The sequence below is a fragment of the Streptomyces sp. NBC_00247 genome (genome assembly GCF_036188265.1).
GTDB lineage: Bacteria > Actinomycetota > Actinomycetes > Streptomycetales > Streptomycetaceae > Streptomyces.
Genome location: NZ_CP108093.1, coordinates 5472977 through 5493483 on the forward strand (window position 1 = coordinate 5472977; position 20507 = coordinate 5493483).

General features: G+C 72.0%; 19 protein-coding genes. 13 read left to right on the plus strand and 6 right to left on the minus strand.

What is annotated here, in order from left to right; all coding sequences use genetic code 11:
- Positions 1–83: 83 nt before the first annotated feature.
- A complete protein-coding gene (locus tag OHT52_RS23840; RefSeq protein WP_328722213.1) occupies positions 84–1409 on the minus strand; it encodes a DUF2252 domain-containing protein in 1326 nt (441 codons plus the stop codon).
- 256 nt (positions 1410–1665) lie between these two features.
- On the opposite strand from OHT52_RS23840, the gene dnaE reads away from it, so the two are divergent.
- Positions 1666–5211, plus strand: coding sequence for a DNA polymerase III subunit alpha (gene dnaE / locus OHT52_RS23845; protein ID WP_328722214.1), 3546 nt, complete (start codon positions 1666–1668; stop codon positions 5209–5211).
- 110 nt (positions 5212–5321) lie between these two features.
- Here dnaE and OHT52_RS23850 read toward each other — a convergent pair whose 3' ends face one another.
- Positions 5322–5501, minus strand: coding sequence for a hypothetical protein (locus tag OHT52_RS23850; RefSeq protein ID WP_328722215.1), 180 nt, complete (start codon positions 5499–5501; stop codon positions 5322–5324).
- A gap of 236 nt (positions 5502–5737) precedes the next feature.
- Here OHT52_RS23850 and OHT52_RS23855 point away from each other — a divergent pair, with 236 nt between their 5' ends.
- The 4 genes from OHT52_RS23855 to OHT52_RS23870 all read left to right on the plus strand — a co-directional run bounded on the left by OHT52_RS23855 (position 5738) and on the right by OHT52_RS23870 (position 9987).
- Positions 5738–7021 (plus strand): NYN domain-containing protein, encoded by a 1284-nt coding sequence (locus OHT52_RS23855; RefSeq protein WP_328722216.1) that lies wholly within the window; start codon positions 5738–5740, stop codon positions 7019–7021.
- Between the two features lie 133 nt (positions 7022–7154).
- Entirely contained in the window at positions 7155–8138 is a 984-nt protein-coding gene (locus tag OHT52_RS23860; RefSeq protein ID WP_328723874.1) for an ABC transporter ATP-binding protein, read from the plus strand.
- 85 nt (positions 8139–8223) lie between these two features.
- Positions 8224–9084: an ABC transporter permease gene (locus OHT52_RS23865; RefSeq protein WP_443046654.1), complete on the plus strand. Its 861-nt coding sequence runs from the start codon at positions 8224–8226 to the stop codon at positions 9082–9084.
- A 99-nt stretch (positions 9085–9183) separates the two neighbouring features.
- A complete protein-coding gene (locus OHT52_RS23870; protein WP_328722217.1) occupies positions 9184–9987 on the plus strand; it encodes an ABC transporter permease in 804 nt (267 codons plus the stop codon).
- 58 nt (positions 9988–10045) lie between these two features.
- On the opposite strand, the gene ybaK is transcribed toward OHT52_RS23870, so the two are convergent.
- From ybaK to OHT52_RS23890, 4 genes are all read right to left on the minus strand, one after another.
- Positions 10046–10543 carry a Cys-tRNA(Pro) deacylase gene (gene ybaK, locus OHT52_RS23875; protein WP_328722218.1) on the minus strand — a complete coding sequence of 166 codons (498 nt, stop codon included), beginning with the start codon at positions 10541–10543 and terminating at the stop codon, positions 10046–10048.
- A gap of 49 nt (positions 10544–10592) precedes the next feature.
- Positions 10593–11339, minus strand: a complete 747-nt coding sequence (locus OHT52_RS23880; protein WP_328722219.1) for an LON peptidase substrate-binding domain-containing protein — start codon at positions 11337–11339, stop codon at positions 10593–10595.
- 5 nt (positions 11340–11344) lie between these two features.
- Entirely contained in the window at positions 11345–12469 is a 1125-nt protein-coding gene (locus OHT52_RS23885) for a hypothetical protein (RefSeq protein WP_328722220.1), read from the minus strand.
- Positions 12470–12724: 255 nt separating this feature from the next.
- Positions 12725–14338 (minus strand): oxidoreductase, encoded by a 1614-nt coding sequence (locus OHT52_RS23890; protein WP_328722221.1) that lies wholly within the window; start codon positions 14336–14338, stop codon positions 12725–12727.
- A 311-nt stretch (positions 14339–14649) separates the two neighbouring features.
- Here OHT52_RS23890 and hisD point away from each other — a divergent pair, with 311 nt between their 5' ends.
- The 8 genes from hisD to hisF are packed head-to-tail and all read left to right on the plus strand — an operon-like array spanning position 14650 to position 20461.
- Positions 14650–15981, plus strand: a complete 1332-nt coding sequence (gene hisD, locus OHT52_RS23895; RefSeq protein WP_328722222.1) for a histidinol dehydrogenase — start codon at positions 14650–14652, stop codon at positions 15979–15981.
- Entirely contained in the window at positions 15978–17129 is a 1152-nt protein-coding gene (locus OHT52_RS23900) for a histidinol-phosphate transaminase (protein WP_328722223.1), read from the plus strand. Before hisD ends, OHT52_RS23900 begins: the two co-directional genes overlap by 4 nt.
- Before the next feature lie 14 nt (positions 17130–17143).
- Positions 17144–17746, plus strand: coding sequence for an imidazoleglycerol-phosphate dehydratase HisB (gene hisB / locus OHT52_RS23905; protein WP_266710430.1), 603 nt, complete (start codon positions 17144–17146; stop codon positions 17744–17746).
- Positions 17743–17910: a hypothetical protein gene (locus tag OHT52_RS23910; protein WP_266703338.1), complete on the plus strand. Its 168-nt coding sequence runs from the start codon at positions 17743–17745 to the stop codon at positions 17908–17910. The genes hisB and OHT52_RS23910 overlap by 4 nt, the downstream gene beginning before the upstream one ends.
- Positions 17911–17917: 7 nt before the next feature.
- Positions 17918–18559: an imidazole glycerol phosphate synthase subunit HisH gene (gene hisH / locus OHT52_RS23915; protein ID WP_328722224.1), complete on the plus strand. Its 642-nt coding sequence runs from the start codon at positions 17918–17920 to the stop codon at positions 18557–18559.
- On the plus strand, positions 18559–19284 hold the full coding sequence (priA, locus tag OHT52_RS23920; RefSeq protein ID WP_328722225.1) for a bifunctional 1-(5-phosphoribosyl)-5-((5-phosphoribosylamino)methylideneamino)imidazole-4-carboxamide isomerase/phosphoribosylanthranilate isomerase PriA: 726 nt from the start codon (positions 18559–18561) through the stop codon (positions 19282–19284). Before hisH ends, priA begins: the two co-directional genes overlap by 1 nt.
- Positions 19281–19709, plus strand: a complete 429-nt coding sequence (locus OHT52_RS23925) for a RidA family protein (RefSeq protein ID WP_328722226.1) — start codon at positions 19281–19283, stop codon at positions 19707–19709. Before priA ends, OHT52_RS23925 begins: the two co-directional genes overlap by 4 nt.
- Positions 19706–20461, plus strand: coding sequence for an imidazole glycerol phosphate synthase subunit HisF (gene hisF, locus OHT52_RS23930; RefSeq protein ID WP_328722227.1), 756 nt, complete (start codon positions 19706–19708; stop codon positions 20459–20461). Before OHT52_RS23925 ends, hisF begins: the two co-directional genes overlap by 4 nt.
- Positions 20462–20507 lie beyond the last annotated feature (46 nt).

Consider the following 20507-nt stretch of genomic DNA (forward strand, 5'->3'; position numbering starts at 1 on the left):
TCGCACGCGCCCCCGTAAGCGACTCCTAAAGGTCCGGGACGACGGCTGTCCCGGACCTCCGGTCGGCTCCTGTCATGGATTGGTCAGAGGCCCGGAATGCGGCCGTTGCGGAAAAGGTCCACGAAGATCCGGTGGTCCCGGCGTGCCCGCGCGCCGTAGCTGTGGGCGAAGTCGACGAGGAGATCGCCGAAGCCGTCCTCGTCGGCCGCGATGGCGGCGTCGATGGCCCGCTCGGTGGAGAACGGCACCAGCGAGTGACCGCTCTCGTCGTCGGCCGCCGCGTGCATGGTGGCCGTCGCCCGGCCCAGGTCGGCGACGACCGCCGCGATCTCGTCGGGCTCGTCGATGTCGGACCAGTCCAGGTCCACGGCGTAGGGCGAGACCTCCGCCACCAGCTGTCCGGCGCCGTCCAGCTCGGTCCAGCCCAGCCACGGGTCGGCGTGGTCCTGGAGCGCCCGCTGCGAGATCACCGTGCGGTGGCCCTCGTGCTGGAAGTAGCCGCGCACCGAGGCGTCCGTGATGTGCCGGGAGACGGCCGGGGTCTGGGCCTGCTTGACGTAGATCACGACGTCGTTCTCCAGGGCGTCGCTGTTGCCCTCCAGCAGGATGTTGTACGAGGGCAGCCCGGCCGAGCCGATGCCGATGCCCCGGCGGCCCACCACGTCCTTCACCCGGTAGGAGTCCGGGCGGGTCAGGCTCGACTCGGGCAGGGTCTCCAGGTAGCCGTCGAACGCGGCGAGGACCTTGTAGCGGGTCGCCGCGTCGAGGTCGATGGCGCCGCCGTCCGGGGCGAACCGGCGCTCGAAGTCGCGGATCTCCGTCATCGAGTCCAGCAGCGAGAAGCGGGTGAGCGACCGGGCCGTCCGGAGCGCGCCGAGCAGCGGGCCGTCGGCGGTGTCCAGGGTGAAGGGCGGCACCTCGTCGTTCTTCGCGCCGGTCGCGAGCGCGTGGACGCGCTCGCGGTACGCGGCGGCGTAGACCCGGACCAGCTCGGTGATCTGGTCGTCGCTCAGCGCCTTGGCGTACCCGATCAGGGCGACGGAGGCGGCGAAGCGCTTGAGGTCCCAGGTGAACGGGCCGACGTACGCCTCGTCGAAGTCGTTGACGTTGAAGACCAGGCGGCCGTTGGCGTCCATGTAGGTGCCGAAGTTCTCCGCGTGGAGGTCCCCGTGGATCCAGACGCGGCCGGTGCGCTCGTCCAGGAACGGGCCGCCGTGCCGCTCCCGGGCGAGGTCGTCGTAGAACAGGCAGGCGGTGCCCCGGTAGAAGGCGAAGGCCGAGCCCGCCATCTTCCGGAACTTGACCTGGAAGGCGGCCGGGTCGGCCGCCAGCAGCTCACCGAAGGCGGTCTCGAAGACGGCGAGAATGCGCTCCCCGCGGTCTTCCGCGCCGCTCTGCTGTTCCGACATCGCTGGGTGCCTCCTGGTACAGGGCGTCGAACTGCGTCGAGCACCGTCGAACATGGCGTTCATGACAAAAGGGACGGGCGTCCCCGCCTCTCCAACGCGTGACCGTACTCGCAAGTGCCCGTCGTTCGTCAGCGCCAAGACGTAGACTTCCAGGCTGTCCCCCCGACATCCCCCAGCCGTCAGCCACCCGTCGCCCGTCCGTCACCGCGGGCCGAGTGCTGCGTGCGACATCCGTCATCCCCGGAGGCTCAGCGCCGTGACCAAGCCGCCCTTCACGCACCTGCACGTCCACACCCAGTACTCCCTGCTCGACGGTGCCGCGCGGCTCAAGGACATGTTCGAGGCGTGCAACACCATGGGGATGTCGCACATCGCCATGACGGACCACGGCAACCTCCACGGGGCGTACGACTTCTTCCACTCGGCGAAGAAGGCCGGTGTGACGCCGATCATCGGCATCGAGGCGTACGTCGCCCCGGAGTCGCGCAAGCACAAGCGGAAGATCCAGTGGGGACAACCGCACCAGAAGCGCGACGACGTCTCGGGTTCCGGCGGTTACACCCACAAGACGATCTGGGCCTCCAACGCCACCGGGCTGCACAACCTCTTCAGGCTCTCCTCGGACGCCTACGCCGAGGGCTGGCTGCAGAAGTGGCCCCGCATGGACAAGGAGACCATCTCCCAGTGGTCCGAGGGCCTGATCGCCTCCACCGGGTGCCCCTCCGGCGAGGTGCAGACCCGGCTGCGGCTCGGCCAGTTCGACGAGGCCGTGCAGGCCGCCTCCGACTACAAGGACATCTTCGGCGAGGGCAAGTACTTCCTGGAGCTGATGGACCACGGCATCGAGATCGAGCGCCGGGTCCGTGACGGACTCCTCGAAATCGGCAAGAAGCTGGACATCCCGCCGCTGGTGACGAACGACTCGCACTACACCTACGCGCACGAGGCGACCGCCCACGACGCCCTGCTCTGCATCCAGACCGGCAAGAACCTCTCCGACCCGGACCGCTTCCGCTTCGACGGCACCGGCTACTACCTGAAGACGGCCGAGGAGATGTACGCCGTCGACTCCTCCGACGCCTGGCAGCAGGGGTGCGACAACACCTTCCTCGTCGCGCAGCAGATCGACACCGCCGGCATGTTCGAGGCGAAGAACCTCATGCCGAAGTTCGACATCCCGGACGGCTACACGGAGGTCACCTGGTTCCGCGAGGAGGTCCGGGTCGGCATGGACCGCCGCTTCCCGGGCGGCGTCCCCGACGACCGGCAGAAGCAGGTCGAGTACGAGATGGACATCATCATCCAGATGGGGTTCCCGGGGTACTTCCTCGTCGTCGCCGACTTCATCATGTGGGCCAAGAACAACGGCATCGCGGTCGGCCCCGGCCGAGGCTCCGCGGCCGGCTCGATCGTCTCGTACGCGATGGGCATCACCGACCTCGACCCCATCGAGCACGGACTGATCTTCGAGCGGTTCCTCAACCCCGAGCGCGTCTCCATGCCCGACGTCGACATCGACTTCGACGAACGCCGGCGCGTCGAGGTGATCCGCTACGTCACCGAGAAGTACGGCGCCGACAAGGTCGCCATGATCGGCACGTACGGCAAGATCAAGGCGAAGAACGCGATCAAGGACTCCGCCCGCGTCCTCGGCTACCCGTACGCGATGGGCGACCGCCTCACCAAGGCCATGCCCGCCGACGTCCTCGGCAAGGGCATCGACCTCAACGGCATCACCGACCCGAAGCACCCGCGCTACAGCGAGGCCGGCGAGATCCGGGGGATGTACGAGAACGAGCCGGACGTCAAGAAGGTCATCGACACCGCCAAGGGCGTCGAAGGACTGGTCCGGCAGATGGGCGTGCACGCCGCCGGCGTGATCATGTCCAGCGAGCCGATCGTGGACCACGCCCCGGTCTGGGTCCGGCACACCGACGGCGTCACCATCACGCAGTGGGACTACCCCCAGTGCGAGTCGCTCGGCCTGCTCAAGATGGACTTCCTGGGCCTGCGCAACCTCACCATCATGGACGACGCGGTCAAGATGGTGAAGGCGAACAAGGGCGTCGAGCTGGAGATGCTCGCCCTGCCGCTGAACGACCCCAAGACGTACGAACTCCTCTGCCGGGGCGACACGCTCGGCGTGTTCCAGTTCGACGGCGGGCCGATGCGCTCGCTGCTGCGCCAGATGCAGCCCGACAACTTCGAGGACATCTCCGCCGTCTCGGCCCTCTACCGGCCGGGCCCGATGGGCATGAACTCGCACACGAACTACGCCGAGCGCAAGAACGCCCGCCAGGAGATCACCCCGATCCACCCGGAGCTGGAGGAGCCCCTCAAGGAGGTCCTCGGCCTCACCTACGGCCTGATCGTCTACCAGGAGCAGGTGCAGAAGGCGGCCCAGATCGTCGCCGGCTACTCGCTGGGCGAGGCCGACATCCTGCGCCGCGTGATGGGCAAGAAGAAGGCCGACGAACTGGCGAAGAACTTCGTCCTCTTCGAGGCCGGCGCCAAGAAGAACGGCTTCTCCGACGCGGCGATCAAGGCGCTCTGGGACGTCCTGGTGCCGTTCGCCGGATACGCGTTCAACAAGGCGCACTCCTCCGCGTACGGGCTCGTCACCTACTGGACCGCCTACCTCAAGGCGAACTACCCCGCCGAGTACATGGCCGCCCTGCTGACCTCGGTCAAGGACGACAAGGACAAGTCGGCGATCTACCTCAACGAGTGCCGGCGCATGGGCATCAAGGTGCTCCCGCCGAACGTCAACGAGTCCGAGGCCAACTTCGCCGCCCAGGGTGACGACGTGATCCTCTTCGGGCTCACCGCCGTGCGCAACGTCGGCACCAACGTGGTGGACTCGATCATCCGGTGCCGCAAGGCGAAGGGGAAGTACGCCACCTTCCCCGACTTCCTCGACAAGGTCGAAGCGGTCGTCTGCAACAAGCGCACCGTGGAATCGCTCATCAAGGCCGGTGCCTTCGACGAGATGGGTCACACCCGCAAGGGACTCGTCGCCCACCACGAACCCATGATCGACAACGTGGTCCAGGTCAAGCGCAAGGAGGCCGAAGGGCAGTTCGACCTCTTCGGCGGCATGGGCGACTCGGACGACGGCTCCTCCGAACCGGGCTTCGGTCTGGACGTCGAGTTCTCCGACATCGAGTGGGAGAAGTCCTACCTGCTCGCCCAGGAGCGCGAGATGCTCGGCCTGTACGTCTCCGACCACCCGCTCTTCGGCCTGGAGCACGTCCTCTCCGACAAGGCGGACGCCGCGATCTCCCAACTGACCGGCGGAGAGCACAGCGACGGCGCGGTCGTCACCGTCGGCGGCATCATCTCCGGCCTCCAGCGGAAGATGACCAAGCAGGGCAACGCCTGGGCCATCGCCACCGTCGAGGACCTCGCGGGCGCCATCGAGTGCATGTTCTTCCCGGCCACCTACCAACTGGTCTCCACCCAGCTGGTGGAGGACACCGTCGTCTTCGTCAAGGGACGGCTCGACAAGCGCGAGGACGTACCCCGGCTCGTCGCCATGGAGATGCAGGTCCCCGACATCTCGAACGCGGGCACCAACGCGCCGGTGGTCCTCACCATCCCCACCGTGCGGATCACGCCCCCGATGGTCAGCCGCCTCGGCGAAGTGCTCTCCAGCCACCGGGGCGACACCGAGGTCCGCATCAAGCTCCAGGGCCCTCGCAAGACCACCGTCCTCAGGCTCGACCGGCACCGCGTCAAGCCCGACCCGGCGCTCTTCGGCGACCTCAAGGTGCTGCTCGGCCCGTCCTGCCTGGCCGGCTGACCGCGGCGGCACCCGGACACGACACGTGACCCGGTGCCCCGCGTACGACACACGAAGGGGCGCTCCCGCCGACGACGGCGGGAGCGCCCCTTACTGCGTTGTCACGGCCGTCAGTTGTGGCCGAAACGACGCTGGTGCTTGCGGGCCACGTCCGAGGGGCTGCCCTGGGCCTGCGACTGAGACGTGCTCCGGTCCTCGAAGGACGTCGACTTCGCCTGCTCCGCTCCGCGCTCCGCGGCGGACGCGCGATCCTGCTGGCTGCCCTGCTTACGGTTCTTGTTCTTGGCCATGGTGAATGCCTCCTGTGGGGAGTCCTGGTTGCCAGGACCGATGCCAGACTCACATAGCCCCACAGAGCACGCATGTTGGATCATTACCTTCCGTAGTGGACACCACTGCGGGCCTCCGACGGGAAACCTCCACCGCATCCGCCACGCCGAAGATCGAGTTCCGGCCGTCTCCTTCCACGCGGTCGGGCAGACTCGACAAAAACCCTGCACGGCCGTTCGCCGAATTCCGGAAGAGGGTGGAACGCGTGGACCGTTGCGTCGTCCTGGTGGACGCCGGATACCTGCTGGGCGCCGCCGCGAGCCTGCTGGCGGGCGAACCCGCCCGTTCGCGCATCACCGTGGACCACGCCGCCCTGATCCAGGGTCTGCGCGAGCGGGCCGAGGCCGACACCGAGCAACCCCTGCTGCGCATCTACTGGTTCGACGGCGCCCCCGACCGCGTACCGCAGCCCGAGCACCGTCGGCTGCGGGTCATGCCGAGGGTCACCGTCCGCCTCGGCGCGCTGACCCGGAGCGACGGGCGCTGGGCGCAGAAGGGCGTCGACGCGGCCATGCACGCCGAACTGACCGAACTGGCCCGCAACCGCGCCTGTTCCGACGTGGTCCTGGTGACCGGCGACGGCGATCTGCTGCCCGGACTGATGTCCGCGAAGGAACACGGGGTCGCCGTCCACCTCTGGGCCGTCCAGGCCGCGGACGGCGACTACAACCAGTCCGAGGACCTGGTGGCCGAGGCCGACGAGCGCCGCGTGCTCGACCGTGCCTGGATCACCAAGGCCGTCCGCGCCAAGGAGGCCGGCGGGATCTGCGCCCCGCAGCCCCAGCCGCGCCCCGAGATCGCCGCGATCCTCTCCGCACCCCTGCCCGAGGCGGCCCTCGCGGCCTCCGCCGAGCGCGCCTCGGAGGCTCAGGCGGAGGCCCAGGCGGCGGCCCGCGTCGGCGCCCCGCCCGCGCCCCGCCCGGAGACCGGTCCGCCCGGGGACGAGCCCGCGCCCGCACACCACCACAAGGGCGTCCCCACTCCGAAGGACCTCGCCGCCCTCCGCGCCACCGCCGGCACCCCCGCGGCCCCGGCGACGGCCCCGACCGCCCCGGTGCCGAACGCCACACTGCGCTGGTCCTCGGACCGCGGATGGGCCGACCGGGGCCCGCTGGGCGAACCCCCTGAGACCGCGTCGCTGCCCACCCTCGCCCAGGTCACCACCGCCGAACAGCGCTGGGCCGACCGCGAGGAGGACATCACCACCGTGGGCGGCGACCCCTTCGAGGTCGGCCAGGTCTTCGCCCGCCGGTGGATGGAACGGCTCCCGGAGACCGTCCACCTCCAGAAGCTCTCCACCATGTACCCGCGCATCCCGCACCGGATCGACGGCGAGCTCCTGCGGTACGCGGCGCGCTTCGGACTCCTCGCCCACAAGGACGACCAGATCGACGAGCACGACCGCTACGCCATCCGGGCCGGTTTCTGGCGCGAGATCGACATCACGGCCGCCGTGGACCGCGCTCCCGCCCCGGAATGACCCGGCGGGCCCCCGCCCGGCACGGCCGGGTACGGCCCCCGACCGGCCCCCGTCGCAATCCGGACCATCCGACCCCGTACTCTCGTACCTCGTGAGTACGGGCACAGCACAGGCACTGAGGGCCACCGGGACCGTGTGCGCGGTGCGTGATCTGGTGAAGACCTACCCGGCCGTCCGGGGCCGCCGCGGTACGCCCGCCGTGCCCGAGGTGCGGGCCACCGACGGCGTCACGATGGAGGTGCGCGGCGGCGAGATCTTCGGGCTGCTCGGCCCCAACGGCGCCGGCAAGTCCACCCTGGTCCGCCAGCTCACCGGCCTGATGCGCCCCGACTCCGGCAGCGTCGAGGTGCTCGGCCACGACCTCGTACGCCATCCCGAACGCGCCTCCCGGCTCATCGGCTACCTCGGCCAGGAGTCCACCGCCCTGGACGAGCTCACGGTGTCCCTCGCCGCCGAGACCACGGGGCGGCTGCGCGGCCTCTCCGTACGCGACGCCCGCGCCGAGCGCGACGCCGTACTGGAGGAACTCGGCCTCACCGAACTGGCCGGACGCCCCCTGAAGAAGCTCTCCGGCGGTCAGCGCAGGCTCGCCTGCTTCGCCGCCGCCCTCGTCGGCCGGCGCCCGGTGCTGATCCTGGACGAGCCGACCACCGGCATGGACCCCGTCGCCCGCCGCTCCGTCTGGGCCGCCGTGGACCGGCGCCGGGCCGAGCACGGCGCGACCGTCCTGCTGGTCACCCACAACGTCATCGAGGCGGAGACGGTCCTCGACCGGGTCGCCGTCGTCGAACGCGGCAAGATCATCGCCTGCGACACCCCGCAGGGCCTCAAGGAGCAGGTGGCCGGCGAGGTCAGGGTCGAGCTGATGTGGCGCGAGCGCGCCCCGCTCGACGTCCCGGAGGTCGCCGCCCTGCGCCCCTCGGCCGAGGAGTCCGGGCGCCGCTGGGTGCTGCGCCTGAAGCCGGACGAGGCGCGGGCCGCCGTCGCCGCGGTGACCGGTGGTGCGGCCTTCGCGGCGCTGGACGACTTCACCCTGGCCACGCCCAGCCTGGAGGACGTCTACCTGGCGCTCGGCGGGGACGCGGCCGCGGCGCGCCGGGGACTGGTGAAGGCGTGAGGGCGGTGCCCCCGGCGGGCGGGGGCCGCGTGGACGGACGAGACGTGTGTGGACGAACAGCGGTAGCGAACGGGAGCAGCGCCAGGTGACGAGCATCGTTCGGGCCGAGGCGGTGTCCCCGGCCGGCGGGCAGGCGTCCGGCCGCCCGGGTACGTCCACCGGGCCGGCCCGCGGGTCCTGGGCCGGGGAACCGGCCCCGCTGGCGCCGCGCGCCCGGCTGCTGCCCGCGCTGGCCGCCGTGTACCGGGCCCAGCTCTCCCGGGCCCGGGTGGCCCGTATCCCGCTGCTGTTCGTGGCGACCTTCCAGTCCGTCGGCATCATGATCATGATGCGCGGAGTGGTCGACGGCGGCACCGAGGCGCGGGCCGTGGTCGCGGGCTCCAGCGTGCTGGTGGTCGCCTTCGTCGCGCTCAACCTGCTCGCCCAGTACTTCGGCCGGCTGAGGGCCGACGGCGGGCTCGACCACTACGCCACGCTGCCGGTGCCGCCCGCGGCCGTGGTGCTGGGCGCGGCGGGCGCGTACGCCTCCTTCACGGTGCCGGGCACCGTCTTCACCGCGGTCGCGGGGAGCGCGCTCTTCCAGCTGCCGATGTCGCACCTGTGGGTGCTGGTCGCCGTGGTCCCGCTGGCCGGGGCGGCGCTGGCCGGGCTGGGGGCCGCGCTGGGCCTTCTGGCGCCACGCCAGGAGCTGGCCACCCTGCTGGGGCAGCTCGGCATGTCGGCGGCGCTGCTGCTGGGCGTACTGCCCGCCGAGCGGCTGCCGGAGGTGGTGCGCTGGGCGCGCGACCTGCTGCCGTCCACGTACGGGGTGGAGGCGCTGGCCCGCTCCTTCGACGCCCACCCGGACTGGACGGTCGTCGCGCTGGACCTCGGGGTCTGCGCGGCCGTGGGGGTCCTCTCGCTGGCCGTGGCGACCTGGGCGTACCGCCGGGCCGCCGTGCGCTGACCGGCTGCCGGCCCGCCGGGGTACGGCGGTGCGGCGGCCGGGTGCCCGGTGATCAGGTCCGGTGCGGCGCCGAGCCGGGCCGCCTGGCACGATGGCACGGTGACCGCACCCTTGACGCCGCCCGATCCGCCGACGCCCTACGAGCCCTGGCCGGTTCCTCCGGCGGGTTCGCACCTGGCCCCCGCCCAGTCGCCGCCCGACCGCGCCGAGGCGCGGGGCGAGGTCGTCCGGGCAGCGGCCGTCACCGTGGTGCTGGCCGTCGCGGGTGTGGCCCTCGGCCTTCTCTGGCTCTGGCTCTCCCCGCGCATCCCGCTGATCTCGGACGAGACGGCCGTCTACCTCAAGGACGGCGAGGGCGAGGAGGCGATCGGGGCGGACGGCACGTTCGCCCTGCTCGGCGCCGGCTTCGGCGTCGTCTCGGCCGTCGTGGTCTACCTGCTCCGGCGGTCCGGCGGAATCCCGACCGTGGTGGCACTGGCGCTCGGCGGGGTGCTGGGCGGGCTGCTCGCCTGGTGGCTGGGTGCCGCCCTCGGCCCGACCTCCGACGTCGTCGCCCACGCCAAGGCCGCCGGCCAGGGTGTGGCCTTCGACGCGCCGTTGGAGCTCCACGCGAAGGGAGCGCTGCTCGCCTGGCCGGTGGCCGCGATGGTCGTGCACCTGATCCTCACGGCGGTCTTCACGCCCCCGGACCCCGACCCCGACACCCCGTGGACGCACACCGACTGGGCGCCGCGCGGCGCCGAGGCGTACGGCACGACCGGACAGCCGGTCCATGGCACCCCCGGCACCCCCGGGGCCCCCGGCACCCCCGGTACGCCTGGCGCGCCCGGTGCCGGAGCCCCCGACGCGCCCGCCGCGCGGGCCCGGGCGCAGAGCGACCCGGAGGGCCCCGCAGGACCCTGACCGCCCGTCCGAGAGGGCTCCGGGGCCCCGGCCCACGTACGCCGTGCCCGGGCCTTCGCTACGCGCGCCCGATCGGCGCGAACACCGCGCCGGTGAGCCGCGCCAGGTCCGCCGCCGCGAGCTCGACCTCCAGGCCCCGGCGGCCGGCCGAGACGCAGATGGTCGGGTGCGATCCGGCCGTGTCGTCGAGGACCGTACGCAGCCGCTTGCGCTGGCCCAGCGGGGAGATTCCGCCGCGTACGTACCCCGTGGTGCGCTCGGCCGCCGCCGGATCGGCCATGGCGGCACGCTTGCCGCCCACCGCCGAGGCGAGCGCCTTCAGGTCCAGCGAACCCGCGACCGGGACCACCGCCACCGTCAGTTCGCCGTCCACGTCGGCCACCAGGGTCTTGAAGACCCGGTCGGGGGAGACACCCAGGGCCTCGGCCGCCTCCTCGCCGTAACTGGGGGCCGCCGGATCGTGCTCGTACGAGTGGACCGTGAACGCGGCCCCGGCCGCGGTCAGCGCGACCGTGGCCGGGGTACCGCCCTGCTGCTTCTTCGTCTTCTTCGCCACGGGCGGAAGGTCTCCGGCTTGTTCGGGTGGGGGCGGGATCGGTGTCGGTTCAGTTCAGGTGCGTGGGGGCACGGGTGAGGTCCACGGCGGGCAGCGACGGGAGATGGCGGATGACCGCCGTCTCCTTGCGGAGCAGGGAGAGTTCCTCCCGCAGCCGGGTCGCGGTGTCCGGGGCCTGCAGCAGCCGCTGCTTCGTGCCCACGTCCAGCACGGTCGCGGCGGCCACCAGGTAGGAGACGACGGACGGTTCGTCCGGCAGGTCGCCGCCCGTGGTCAGCGACCGTTCGCTCGCCCCGGCCAGCCGCTTCTGGTACGTGCGGAAGGCCCGCATCACGCCCTCGGCGAGGGTCCGGGCCTCGCCGGCCTCCTCGTCCTCGGCGAGATGCTCCACCTCGGCGGTCAGATACGGGCCGCTCGCGTCCACCGAAAGCAGCCGGACCCGGGTGGTGCCGGTGGCCAGCACCTCGAAGGTGCCGTCGGCGCGCTCACGGATCTTGGCGGCGTCCGCCACGCAGCCGACGCGGTGGAAGGACTGGATCGGGTCGGTTCCGAAGCCGTCGGCGGGCGCGAGATCGGCCGGGACCGCCGCACTCTCCGGCATCCCGGTGCCGGTCGTCGCGGTCTCCCGGCCGTCCCGGACGGCCACCACCACGAAGCGGCGGGGTTCGTCCTCGTCGGTCTTCAGCAGCTCGCGCATCATGGCGCGATATCGCTCCTCGAAGACGTTCAACGGCAGCACGAGGCCGGGGAACAGAACCGCGTTGAGCGGGAAGAGGGGCAGGTGCGCTGTGGTCACAACGCTCAAGCGTAATGGCCGAGGGGCCTGCCGTGGGCGGCCCGGTTCCACAGCGGGGTCGCCGAGGCCACCTGGAGCCGAGCCACGTCCCTGGCGTCCAGGAAGCGGGCCAGCGCGTCCTCGGTACCCGGCGACCACGGGACGGACCGGTACCAGGGCCGGGACGCCGGGACGGGCCGGGACGCCGGGAACGACGAGGACCAGGGGAGCGACCGGGACCACGGGAACGACTGGGCGTGCGGCCCGATCAGCCGGAACTGCTCCAGCGCTTCGCTCCAGCGGCCCCGCACGATGAGGACGTACGCGAGCAGGTTGCGGATCTCGGCGGGCCACGGGTCCCCGGCGGCATACGCGTCGGAGAGGCCGATCGCCAGGTCGGCGGCGTCGTCGATCCGCCGCTCCGGCACAGGGGCGGCCCAGCCGACGGCCTGCGGGTCGAGGAGCAGCGCGGCGGCGGCGCGCACCGGCAACCCCTGCACCAGGGAGTCCGGGGCGGCGTCCTCGGCGGCCCGCTCGGCGAAGTCGAAGCATGCGCGGTGCGAACCGCGCCGGGTGGCAAAGAGGTAGTACAGCGCCGCCACGTGGCAGCCGTAGTGGTGCGGGGAGCGCCGGACCGCCTCCTCCCAGACCGACTCGAACACGGAGTGCGGGGCACGGGTGCCCCGGGCCTGGTCCAGAGCGAGGTGCCAGGGGACCGGGTCGCGCGGGTCGGCCTCGGCGGCCTCGGTGATCAGCGGGGCGACCGCGCGCAGCCGCTCCGCCGGCGCGGGCGACTCCCACGCCCGGCGCGCCGCGAGCCCGGCCCGTACGAGCAGCGCGTCCGGGTCGCCGGGGGCGGCGGACAGCCAGTCGTCCAGCCAGGCGTCCCGGCTCCGGGCGAAGGCGACCAGCCTGCCGAGGTAGCGGTCGCGCTGCTCCCAGTCGGCGGCGTCGCGGGTGGTGGCGAGGAGCTTGGCGGCCGGCCCGTACGCGCCTTCGGCGGCGGCCACCAGCGCGGGGGAGAGCCGGCTGTCGGGGGCGTCGAGCATGACCGCGTCGGCCGGGGGAAGTCCGGCGGACAGCCGGGGGCTGTGCCGGACCCTGCGCGCGGTACTGAGCGGAGCGCGAAGCGAGGGCATGGTGCGGACCATTGAAAAACGCTGGTGAAAGCGGCGCCAGGGGTCTGCTGTGAAGCTTTCGTGCCCACGCGGGGGGATCCGGAGGGGTTGCCCCCGGAAAGGTCAAGAACGGGCAAAGGACGCGCACGCGGGTGGCTTGAATTCGACCTTCCGTGGAGGCCTGAACGGGCCACCCGCTTACTCGGTCCCGCCTCCTCCTCGCCCCCGGCTCCCGGGCCGGAGGCAGGGCCGAGTGCCGCCCTCACCCCCGCCCGCGCCCTCCCGCCGTCACCCCCGGCTCAGCAGCCGGGAGGCCCCGGCGGCCACCGTGGTGGCCAGAACCCACCCCACCAGCACCAGTCCGGCGGCCCCCCACTGCCAGCCGCCCGTCATCCGCCAGTAACCGTCCTGGCCGAGCCCGATCACCGGGATCAGCAGGTCGAGGGCGTAGAGCGCCGGATTCCACTCCGGGTGCTCGTCCCCCTTGATCGACTCCGGCTGATGCTGGGAGAAGGCCAGGGTGCTCGCCGCCCAGAGCACGGCCATCCACACCGCCGCCCGCCCCGGCCGGTAGCCGTACGCCACCGTCCAGTCCTGGAGGAACCCCCACAGCTTCCCGGCGATCGGCAGCGTCTCCCGGCGCCTGCGCTGCTTGGCGAGCAGCACCTCCCGGGCGTCCGCGTCCTCGCCGCAGTTGCGCAGCACCGTCGCCAGCCGCTCGTACGGTTCGGGGACGTACTCCGGGGTGGCGGCGAGCACCCACTCCAGCCGGCGGGAGAGCGGGAAGTGGCCGTACGGGACGAGGTTCTCGTAGACGAACCCGCCCATCGCCAGACCGCCCGGCCCCGGCCAGCTGCTCGACAGGTCGATCAGGGTGACCACCCGCGCGCCGTTCAGCACGACCCGGCCCTCCTCGGGGCGCTCCAGGCTGAACCGCAGCTCGGGGACCACGATCCGGCGCAGCGACAGCTCCTCCTGCGGCTCCAGCACGAACCGCGCCAGGTGCAGGTCCAGCACGTCCCCGAACCGCCCGTCGTCGAGCCGGACCCCACCTCGGCACTCGAAGATCTGTGAGCGCGAACCGCGGGCCGGCGTCAGGTCCGAGGTCGGGCCGTGCACGATGCCGTACGGGGGAGTGGTGCCCTGGTTCCCCGTCTCGGTGCTCACCCACGCCTCGGTCAGGTAGAGCGTCCGCTCCACCCTCAACTGCGGTGCGTTCAGGGCCTTGCGACCGTCCGCCGCCCGCAGCCGGCTGCCGCGCAGGCTCAGCGAGCCGCCCACCGTCGCCCCGCGCAGGCTGACTTCGCCGTACGTCTCGACCATCTCCGCCTGGAGGTCCTGCGCCACGGTCAGCCCGTCGGCGGCGATGGCCCGGCCCCGCCGGTCGCAGCCGACGCTGATCTGGTTGATCAGCAGGTCCGTACCGATCTGGGCGTCCGTCAGCCGCACGCCCCGGTCGACCCGGCAGCGCGGCATGTGGAGATCGCCCTCGGTGCGCAGCCGGGCCGCCTCAAGGCGGGGCATCGCGCAGCCGACCATCCGCAGCGTCGTGAAGTGGCACTCGGGGAAGACCACCTCCTGCTCGAACCGGCAGCCGGTGAGCTCGACGTACGGCGAGACCCGGCCGCCGGCCAGATCCAGCTTGCCCGTGACGCGTACGCCCCTGAGCTTCAGCGCCGCCACCCGCCCCGGCCTCGCCGGCGGACCGCTCAGCAGCAGTCTCGCCACGACCCGGGCGCCGACGCTCCGCCCCGGCCCCCACATGTGCGGGCCGAACGGATCGTCGCGTTCGGGGTCGTGGGTGCGCAGATCGAAGGTTGTCCCGTTCCGGAAGGACTGCCACATGCCCAGCTCCGCGGCGCTGAGTCCTTCCGGGATGTCGCTCTCGTGCGGCTCCGTCACTCCCGACCTCCCTGTGCACACGCCCTGGGTCGTGTCCGGCCGTTCCCGCCGGGCGACCGGTGGCCGGTGCGGCACCTCGCGGTTCGTCGGACCGCCCGAGTACATCCCGTACCCGGGGTGTCCACCGCCTCGCCATGCACCGCACCGGAGACCGCCCGTCGATCCGACGCGCGTGGCCGGACACGACCTACTGCCGTTCTTCCCCCTGTGTGACCGTATGAACGGAAAACGGAACACAGGGTGACGGAGATATGTATCAGCCACTGATACGGCCGACCGGACGGCTCGGGCGGTCTGAGAGAATTGGGGGTGTGATCTCTCGAATCGATCTGCGCGGCGACGTCCTCCCCGAGGGCGCCCCCTTGCGCGACCTGCTGCCCCGTGCCGAGTTCGACGTGGAAGCCGCCCTGGAGACGGTGCGGCCCATCTGCGAGGACGTACGCCATCGTGGCTCGGCAGCGGTGATCGAGTGGGGAGAGAAATTCGACGGCGTACGGCCCCCTTCGCTGCGGGTGCCGGCCACCGCGCTCGCGGACGCGCTGCGCGACCTCGACCCCGCCGTGCGCGCCGCGCTGGAGGAGTCGATCCGCCGCGCCCGAATCGTCCACCGCGAGCAGCGCCGCACCACCCGCACCACCCAGGTCGTCCCCGGCGGCACGGTCACCGAGAAGTGGGTGCCCGTCGAGCGCGTCGGCCTCTACGTCCCCGGCGGACGCTCGGTCTACCCCTCCTCCGTCGTCATGAACGTCGTCCCGGCCCAGGAGGCCGGCGTCGAGGGCATCGCCGTGTCCTCCCCGCCGCAGAAGGAGTTCGGCGGCCTGCCGCACCCCACCATCCTGGCCGCCTGCGCACTGCTCGGTGTGGACGAGGTGTACGCCGCCGGCGGCGCCCAGGCCATCGCCCTCTTCGCCTACGGCACCGAGGGCGAGGACGGCTGCCGCCCGGTGAACCTCGTCACAGGCCCCGGCAACATCTACGTCGCCGCCGCCAAGCGCCTCCTCAAGGGACGCATCGGCATCGACGCCGAAGCCGGGCCCACCGAGATCGCGATCCTCGCGGACTCGACCGCCGACCCGGTGCACGTCGCCGCCGACCTGATCAGCCAGGCCGAGCACGACCCGATGGCCGCCGCCGTCCTCGTCACCGACTCCGAGGAACTCGCCGCCGCCACCGAGGCCGAACTCGCACCCCAGGTCGCCGCCTCCAAGCACGTCACCGACCGCATCGCGCCCGCGCTCGCCGGCCGGCAGTCCGCGATCGTCCTCGTCCGCGACCTCGCGGACGGGCTGAAGGTCGTCGACGCCTACGGCGCCGAGCACCTGGAGATCCAGACCGCCGACGCCGCCGCCGTCGCCGACCGCGTACGCAACGCCGGCGCGATCTTCGTCGGCCCCTGGTCGCCGGTCTCCCTCGGCGACTACTGCGCCGGCTCCAACCACGTACTGCCCACCGGCGGTTGCGCCTGTCACTCCTCGGGTCTCTCCGTGCAGTCCTTCCTGCGCGGCATCCACGTCGTCGACTACACCCGCGACGCACTGGCCGAGGTCACCCACCACGTGGTGACCCTCGCCGAGGCGGAGGACCTCCCCGCCCACGGCGCGGCACTCAAGGCACGGTTCGGCTGGAAGGTCCCGCAGGCGTGAGAGACGACAGCACCACCCACACCACCACCAGCACCACCCGCCCCGTCGGCATCGACGACCTCCCCATCCGGGAGGAGCTGCGCGGCCAGTCCCCGTACGGTGCCCCCCAGCTCGACGTACCCGTCCGGCTGAACACCAACGAGAACCCCTACCCGCTGCCCGAGGCCCTCGTCGAGCGAATCGCCGAACGCGTCCGCGAGGCCGCCCGCGACCTCAACCGCTACCCGGACCGGGACGCCGTCGAGCTCCGCACCGGACTCGCCGGCTACCTCAGCCGGACCGCCGGCCACGAGGTCACCACCGCCCAGGTCTGGGCGGCCAACGGCTCCAACGAGGTCATCCAGCAGCTGATGCAGGCGTTCGGCGGCCCCGGCCGCACCGCCATCGGCTTCGAGCCCTCGTACTCGATGCACGCCCTCATCGCGCGCGGCACCGGCACCGGCTGGATCTCCGGCCCGCGCAACGAGGACTTCACCATCGACGTGGAGGCGGCGAAGAAGGCCATCGCCGAACACCGCCCGAACGTCGTCTTCATCACCTCCCCGAACAACCCCACCGGCACCGCCGTCGAGGCCGACACCGTCCTCGCGCTGTACGAGGCGGCACAGGCCGCCCGGCCCTCCCTCGTCGTCGTCGACGAGGCGTACGGCGAGTTCAGCCACCGCGCCTCGCTGCTCCCGCTGATCGAGGGCCGTCCGCACATGGTGCTCTCCCGCACCATGTCGAAGGCGTTCGGCGCCGCCGGGCTGCGCCTCGGCTACCTCGCCGCCGACGCCGCCGTGGTCGACGCCGTCCAGCTGGTACGCCTGCCGTACCACCTGTCCTCCGTCACCCAGGCCACCGCGCTGGCCGCCCTGGAGCACACGGATACGCTCCTCGGGTACGTCGAGCGGCTCAAGAGCGAGCGGGACCGGATCGTCGCGGAACTCCGGTCCCTGGACTACGAGGTCACCGAATCGGACGCCAACTTCGTCCAGTTCGGACGCTTCGAGGACAGCCACGCCGTCTGGCGGGCGATCCTCGACCGGGGCGTCCTGGTCCGGGACAACGGCGTACCGGGATGGCTGCGGGTGACCGCGGGGACCCCGGCAGAGAACGACGCGTTCCTCGATGCGGTTCGCGAAATCAAGAAGGAGCACGACGCATGACGGGCGAGAGCCGCATGACGGGCGAGAGCCGCGTGGGCCGCGTGGAGCGCACCACCAAGGAAACCTCCGTGCTGGTCGAGATCAACCTCGACGGCAGCGGGAAGGTCGACGTCGCCACCGGCGTCGGCTTCTACGACCACATGCTCGACCAGCTCGGCCGCCACGGCCTCTTCGACCTCACGGTCAAGACCGAGGGCGACCTGCACATCGACTCGCACCACACCATCGAGGACACCGCCCTCGCCCTCGGCGCCGCGTTCAAGCAGGCGCTCGGCGACAAGGTCGGCATCTACCGCTTCGGCAACTGCACCGTCCCGCTGGACGAGTCGCTCGCCCAGGTCACCGTCGACCTCTCCGGCCGTCCGTACCTGGTGCACACCGAGCCGGAGAAGATGGCGCCGATGATCGGCGAGTACGACACCACGATGACCCGGCACATCCTGGAGTCCTTCGTCGCGCAGGCCCAGATCGCCCTGCACGTCCACGTCCCGTACGGCCGCAACGCCCACCACATCGTGGAATGCCAGTTCAAGGCCCTCGCCCGGGCCCTGCGCTACGCCAGCGAGCGCGACCCGCGCGCGGCCGGAATCCTGCCTTCCACGAAGGGCGCCCTGTGACCGGCCTCAACACCATCCTGATCGTCGTCGGCCTCTTCCTGGCCGGCGGCGTCTACTCCTTCGCCAAGCAGGGCATGCCCAAGGGCGTCGTCGTGCTGCTCTGCATCGCGTCCGCGCTGTGCCTGGTCGCGGGCGTGCTGCGGATCCAGGGACTGTGGGACTGAGGACATCGTGAGCGAGAAGAAGAAGGTCGTCGTCTTCGACTACGGCTTCGGCAACGTCCGTTCCGCCGAGCGGGCGCTCGCCCGGGTCGGCGCGGACGTCGAGATAACGCGTGACTACGACAAGGCGATGAACGCGGAGGGACTCCTCGTCCCCGGCGTCGGCGCCTTCTCCGCCTGCATGGGCGGTCTCAAGGCCGCCCGCGGCGACTGGATCATCGGCCGCCGCCTCTCCGGCGGCCGCCCCGTGATGGGCATCTGCGTCGGGATGCAGGTCCTCTTCGAGCGGGGCATCGAGCACGGGGTGGAGACCGAGGGCCTGGACGAGTGGCCCGGCACCGTCGGCCCGCTCAAGGCGGACGTGGTCCCGCACATGGGCTGGAACACCGTCGAGGCGCCCGAGGACAGCAAGCTCTTCGCCGGGCTCGACCCCGAGGCCCGGTACTACTTCGTGCACTCCTACGCGGCGCACGACTGGACCCTCGAAGTCACCAACGCCAACATCCGGGCCCCCCGCGTCACGTGGGCCACGCACGGAGAGCGGTTCGTGGCGGCCGTGGAGAACGGCGCGCTGTGGGCCACCCAGTTCCACCCCGAGAAGTCCGGCGACGCCGGTGCCGAGCTGCTGACCAACTGGATCGAGACGCTGTAATGCCGAAGCTTGAACTCCTTCCCGCCGTCGACGTCCGCGACGGACAGGCCGTCCGCCTCGTGCACGGCGAGTCCGGCTCCGAGACCTCCTACGGCTCCCCGCTGGAGGCGGCCCTCGCCTGGCAGTCCGCCGGCGCCGAGTGGCTGCACCTGGTCGACCTCGACGCCGCCTTCGGTACCGGTGACAACCGCGCGCTGATCGCCGAGGTCGCCGGAGCCATGGACATCAAGGTCGAGCTCTCCGGCGGCATCCGCGACGACGCCTCGCTGGAGGCCGCCCTCGCCACCGGCTGCCGCCGCGTCAACCTCGGCACCGCCGCACTGGAGACCCCCGAGTGGGTCGCCAAGGTCATCGCCCAGTACGGCGACAAGATCGCGGTCGGCCTCGACGTCCGCGGCACCACACTGCGCGGCCGCGGCTGGACCCGCGACGGCGGCGACCTCTACGAGACCCTCGCCCGTCTCGACTCCGAGGGCTGCTCCCGCTACGTCGTCACCGACATCGCCAAGGACGGCACCCTCCAGGGCCCCAACCTCGGCCTGCTCCGCGACGTCTGCGCCGTCACCGACCGCCCGGTCGTCGCCTCCGGCGGCGTCTCCTCGCTGGACGACCTGCGCGCGATCTCGCTGCTGGTGCCGGAAGGCGTCGAGGGCGCGATCGTCGGCAAGGCGCTCTACGCCGAGGCGTTCACCCTGGAAGAGGCGCTCAAGGCGGTCGCCGCATGACGGACTCCGTACCCGCCCCCTCCGCACCGGCGTCCGGCGTGCGCCGGATCCAGTCCGGGGCGCCCTGGGAGGAGAGGTTCGGCTACGCCCGCGCCGTCGAACTCCCCGGCGGCCTCGTCCTGGTGGCCGGCTGCACCTCCGTCGTCAAGGGCGAGATCTCGGCCGGCTCCCCGTACGAGCAGGCCGTCGCCTCCTTCGAGGTCGCCTTCGCCGCCCTGGCGCAGGCCGGCCTCGGCCGCGAGGACGTCGTGCGGACCCGCATGTACCTCACGCACGCCCGGGACGTCGACGACGTGGGCCGCGCCCACAAAGAGCTCTTCGACGACGTGCGGCCGGTCGCCACGATGCTCATCGTCTCCGGTTTCGTCGACCCCAGCCTGGTCGTCGAAGTCGAGGTCGAGGCCTTCCGCGGAGGCGACCGATGAGCCTCGCCGTACGCGTGATCCCCTGCCTGGACGTCGACAAGGGCCGGGTCGTCAAGGGCGTCAACTTCCAGAACCTGCGCGACGCCGGCGACCCCGTCGAGATGGCCAAGCTGTACGACGCCGAGGGCGCCGACGAGCTGACCTTCCTGGACATCACCGCCTCCAGCGGTGACCGGGAGACCACCTACGACGTGGTCCGCCGCACCGCCGAGCAGGTCTTCATCCCGCTCACCGTCGGCGGCGGCGTCCGCGCCCCCGAGGACGTCGACAAGCTGCTGCGCGCCGGTGCGGACAAGGTTGGCGTCAACACCGCCGCCATCGCCCGCCCGGAACTGATCCGCGAGATCGCCGAACGCTTCGGCAGCCAGGTCCTCGTGCTCTCCGTCGACGCCCGCCGCACCCCGGAGGGCACCTTCGAGGTCACCACGCACGGCGGCCGCAAGGGCACCGGCATCGACGCCGTCGAGTGGGCGCACCGTGCCGCCGAGTTGGGCGCGGGCGAGATCCTGCTCAACTCGATGGACGCCGACGGCACCAAGGACGGCTACGACACCGAGATGATCAAGGCGGTACGTGCCCACGTCACCGTCCCCGTCATCGCCTCCGGGGGCGCCGGCCGGCTCGCCGACTTCGCACCCGCCGTGGACGCCGGGGCCGACGCGGTCCTCGCCGCCTCCGTCTTCCACTTCGGTGATCTGCGGATCTCCGAGGTCAAGAGCGCCCTGCGGGAAGCCGGACACCCGGTCCGCTGAGACACCGCCAGGGGGCGGGTGGGGGACGACGTCCCGCACCCGCCCC

Excerpts from the sequence above, each read along its gene's own strand:
- OHT52_RS23840 (WP_328722213.1), bottom strand. The coding sequence starts at position 1,409 with ATGTCGGAACAGCAGAGCGGCGCGGAAGACCGCGGGGAGCGCATTCTC.
- OHT52_RS23850 (WP_328722215.1), bottom strand. The coding sequence starts at position 5,501 with ATGGCCAAGAACAAGAACCGTAAGCAGGGCAGCCAGCAGGATCGCGCG.
- OHT52_RS23885 (WP_328722220.1), bottom strand. The coding sequence starts at position 12,469 with ATGGTCCGCACCATGCCCTCGCTTCGCGCTCCGCTCAGTACCGCGCGC.
- hisB (WP_266710430.1), top strand. The coding sequence starts at position 17,144 with ATGACGGGCGAGAGCCGCGTGGGCCGCGTGGAGCGCACCACCAAGGAA.
- priA (WP_328722225.1), top strand. The coding sequence starts at position 18,559 with ATGCCGAAGCTTGAACTCCTTCCCGCCGTCGACGTCCGCGACGGACAG.
- OHT52_RS23925 (WP_328722226.1), top strand. The coding sequence starts at position 19,281 with ATGACGGACTCCGTACCCGCCCCCTCCGCACCGGCGTCCGGCGTGCGC.
- hisF (WP_328722227.1), top strand. The coding sequence starts at position 19,706 with ATGAGCCTCGCCGTACGCGTGATCCCCTGCCTGGACGTCGACAAGGGC.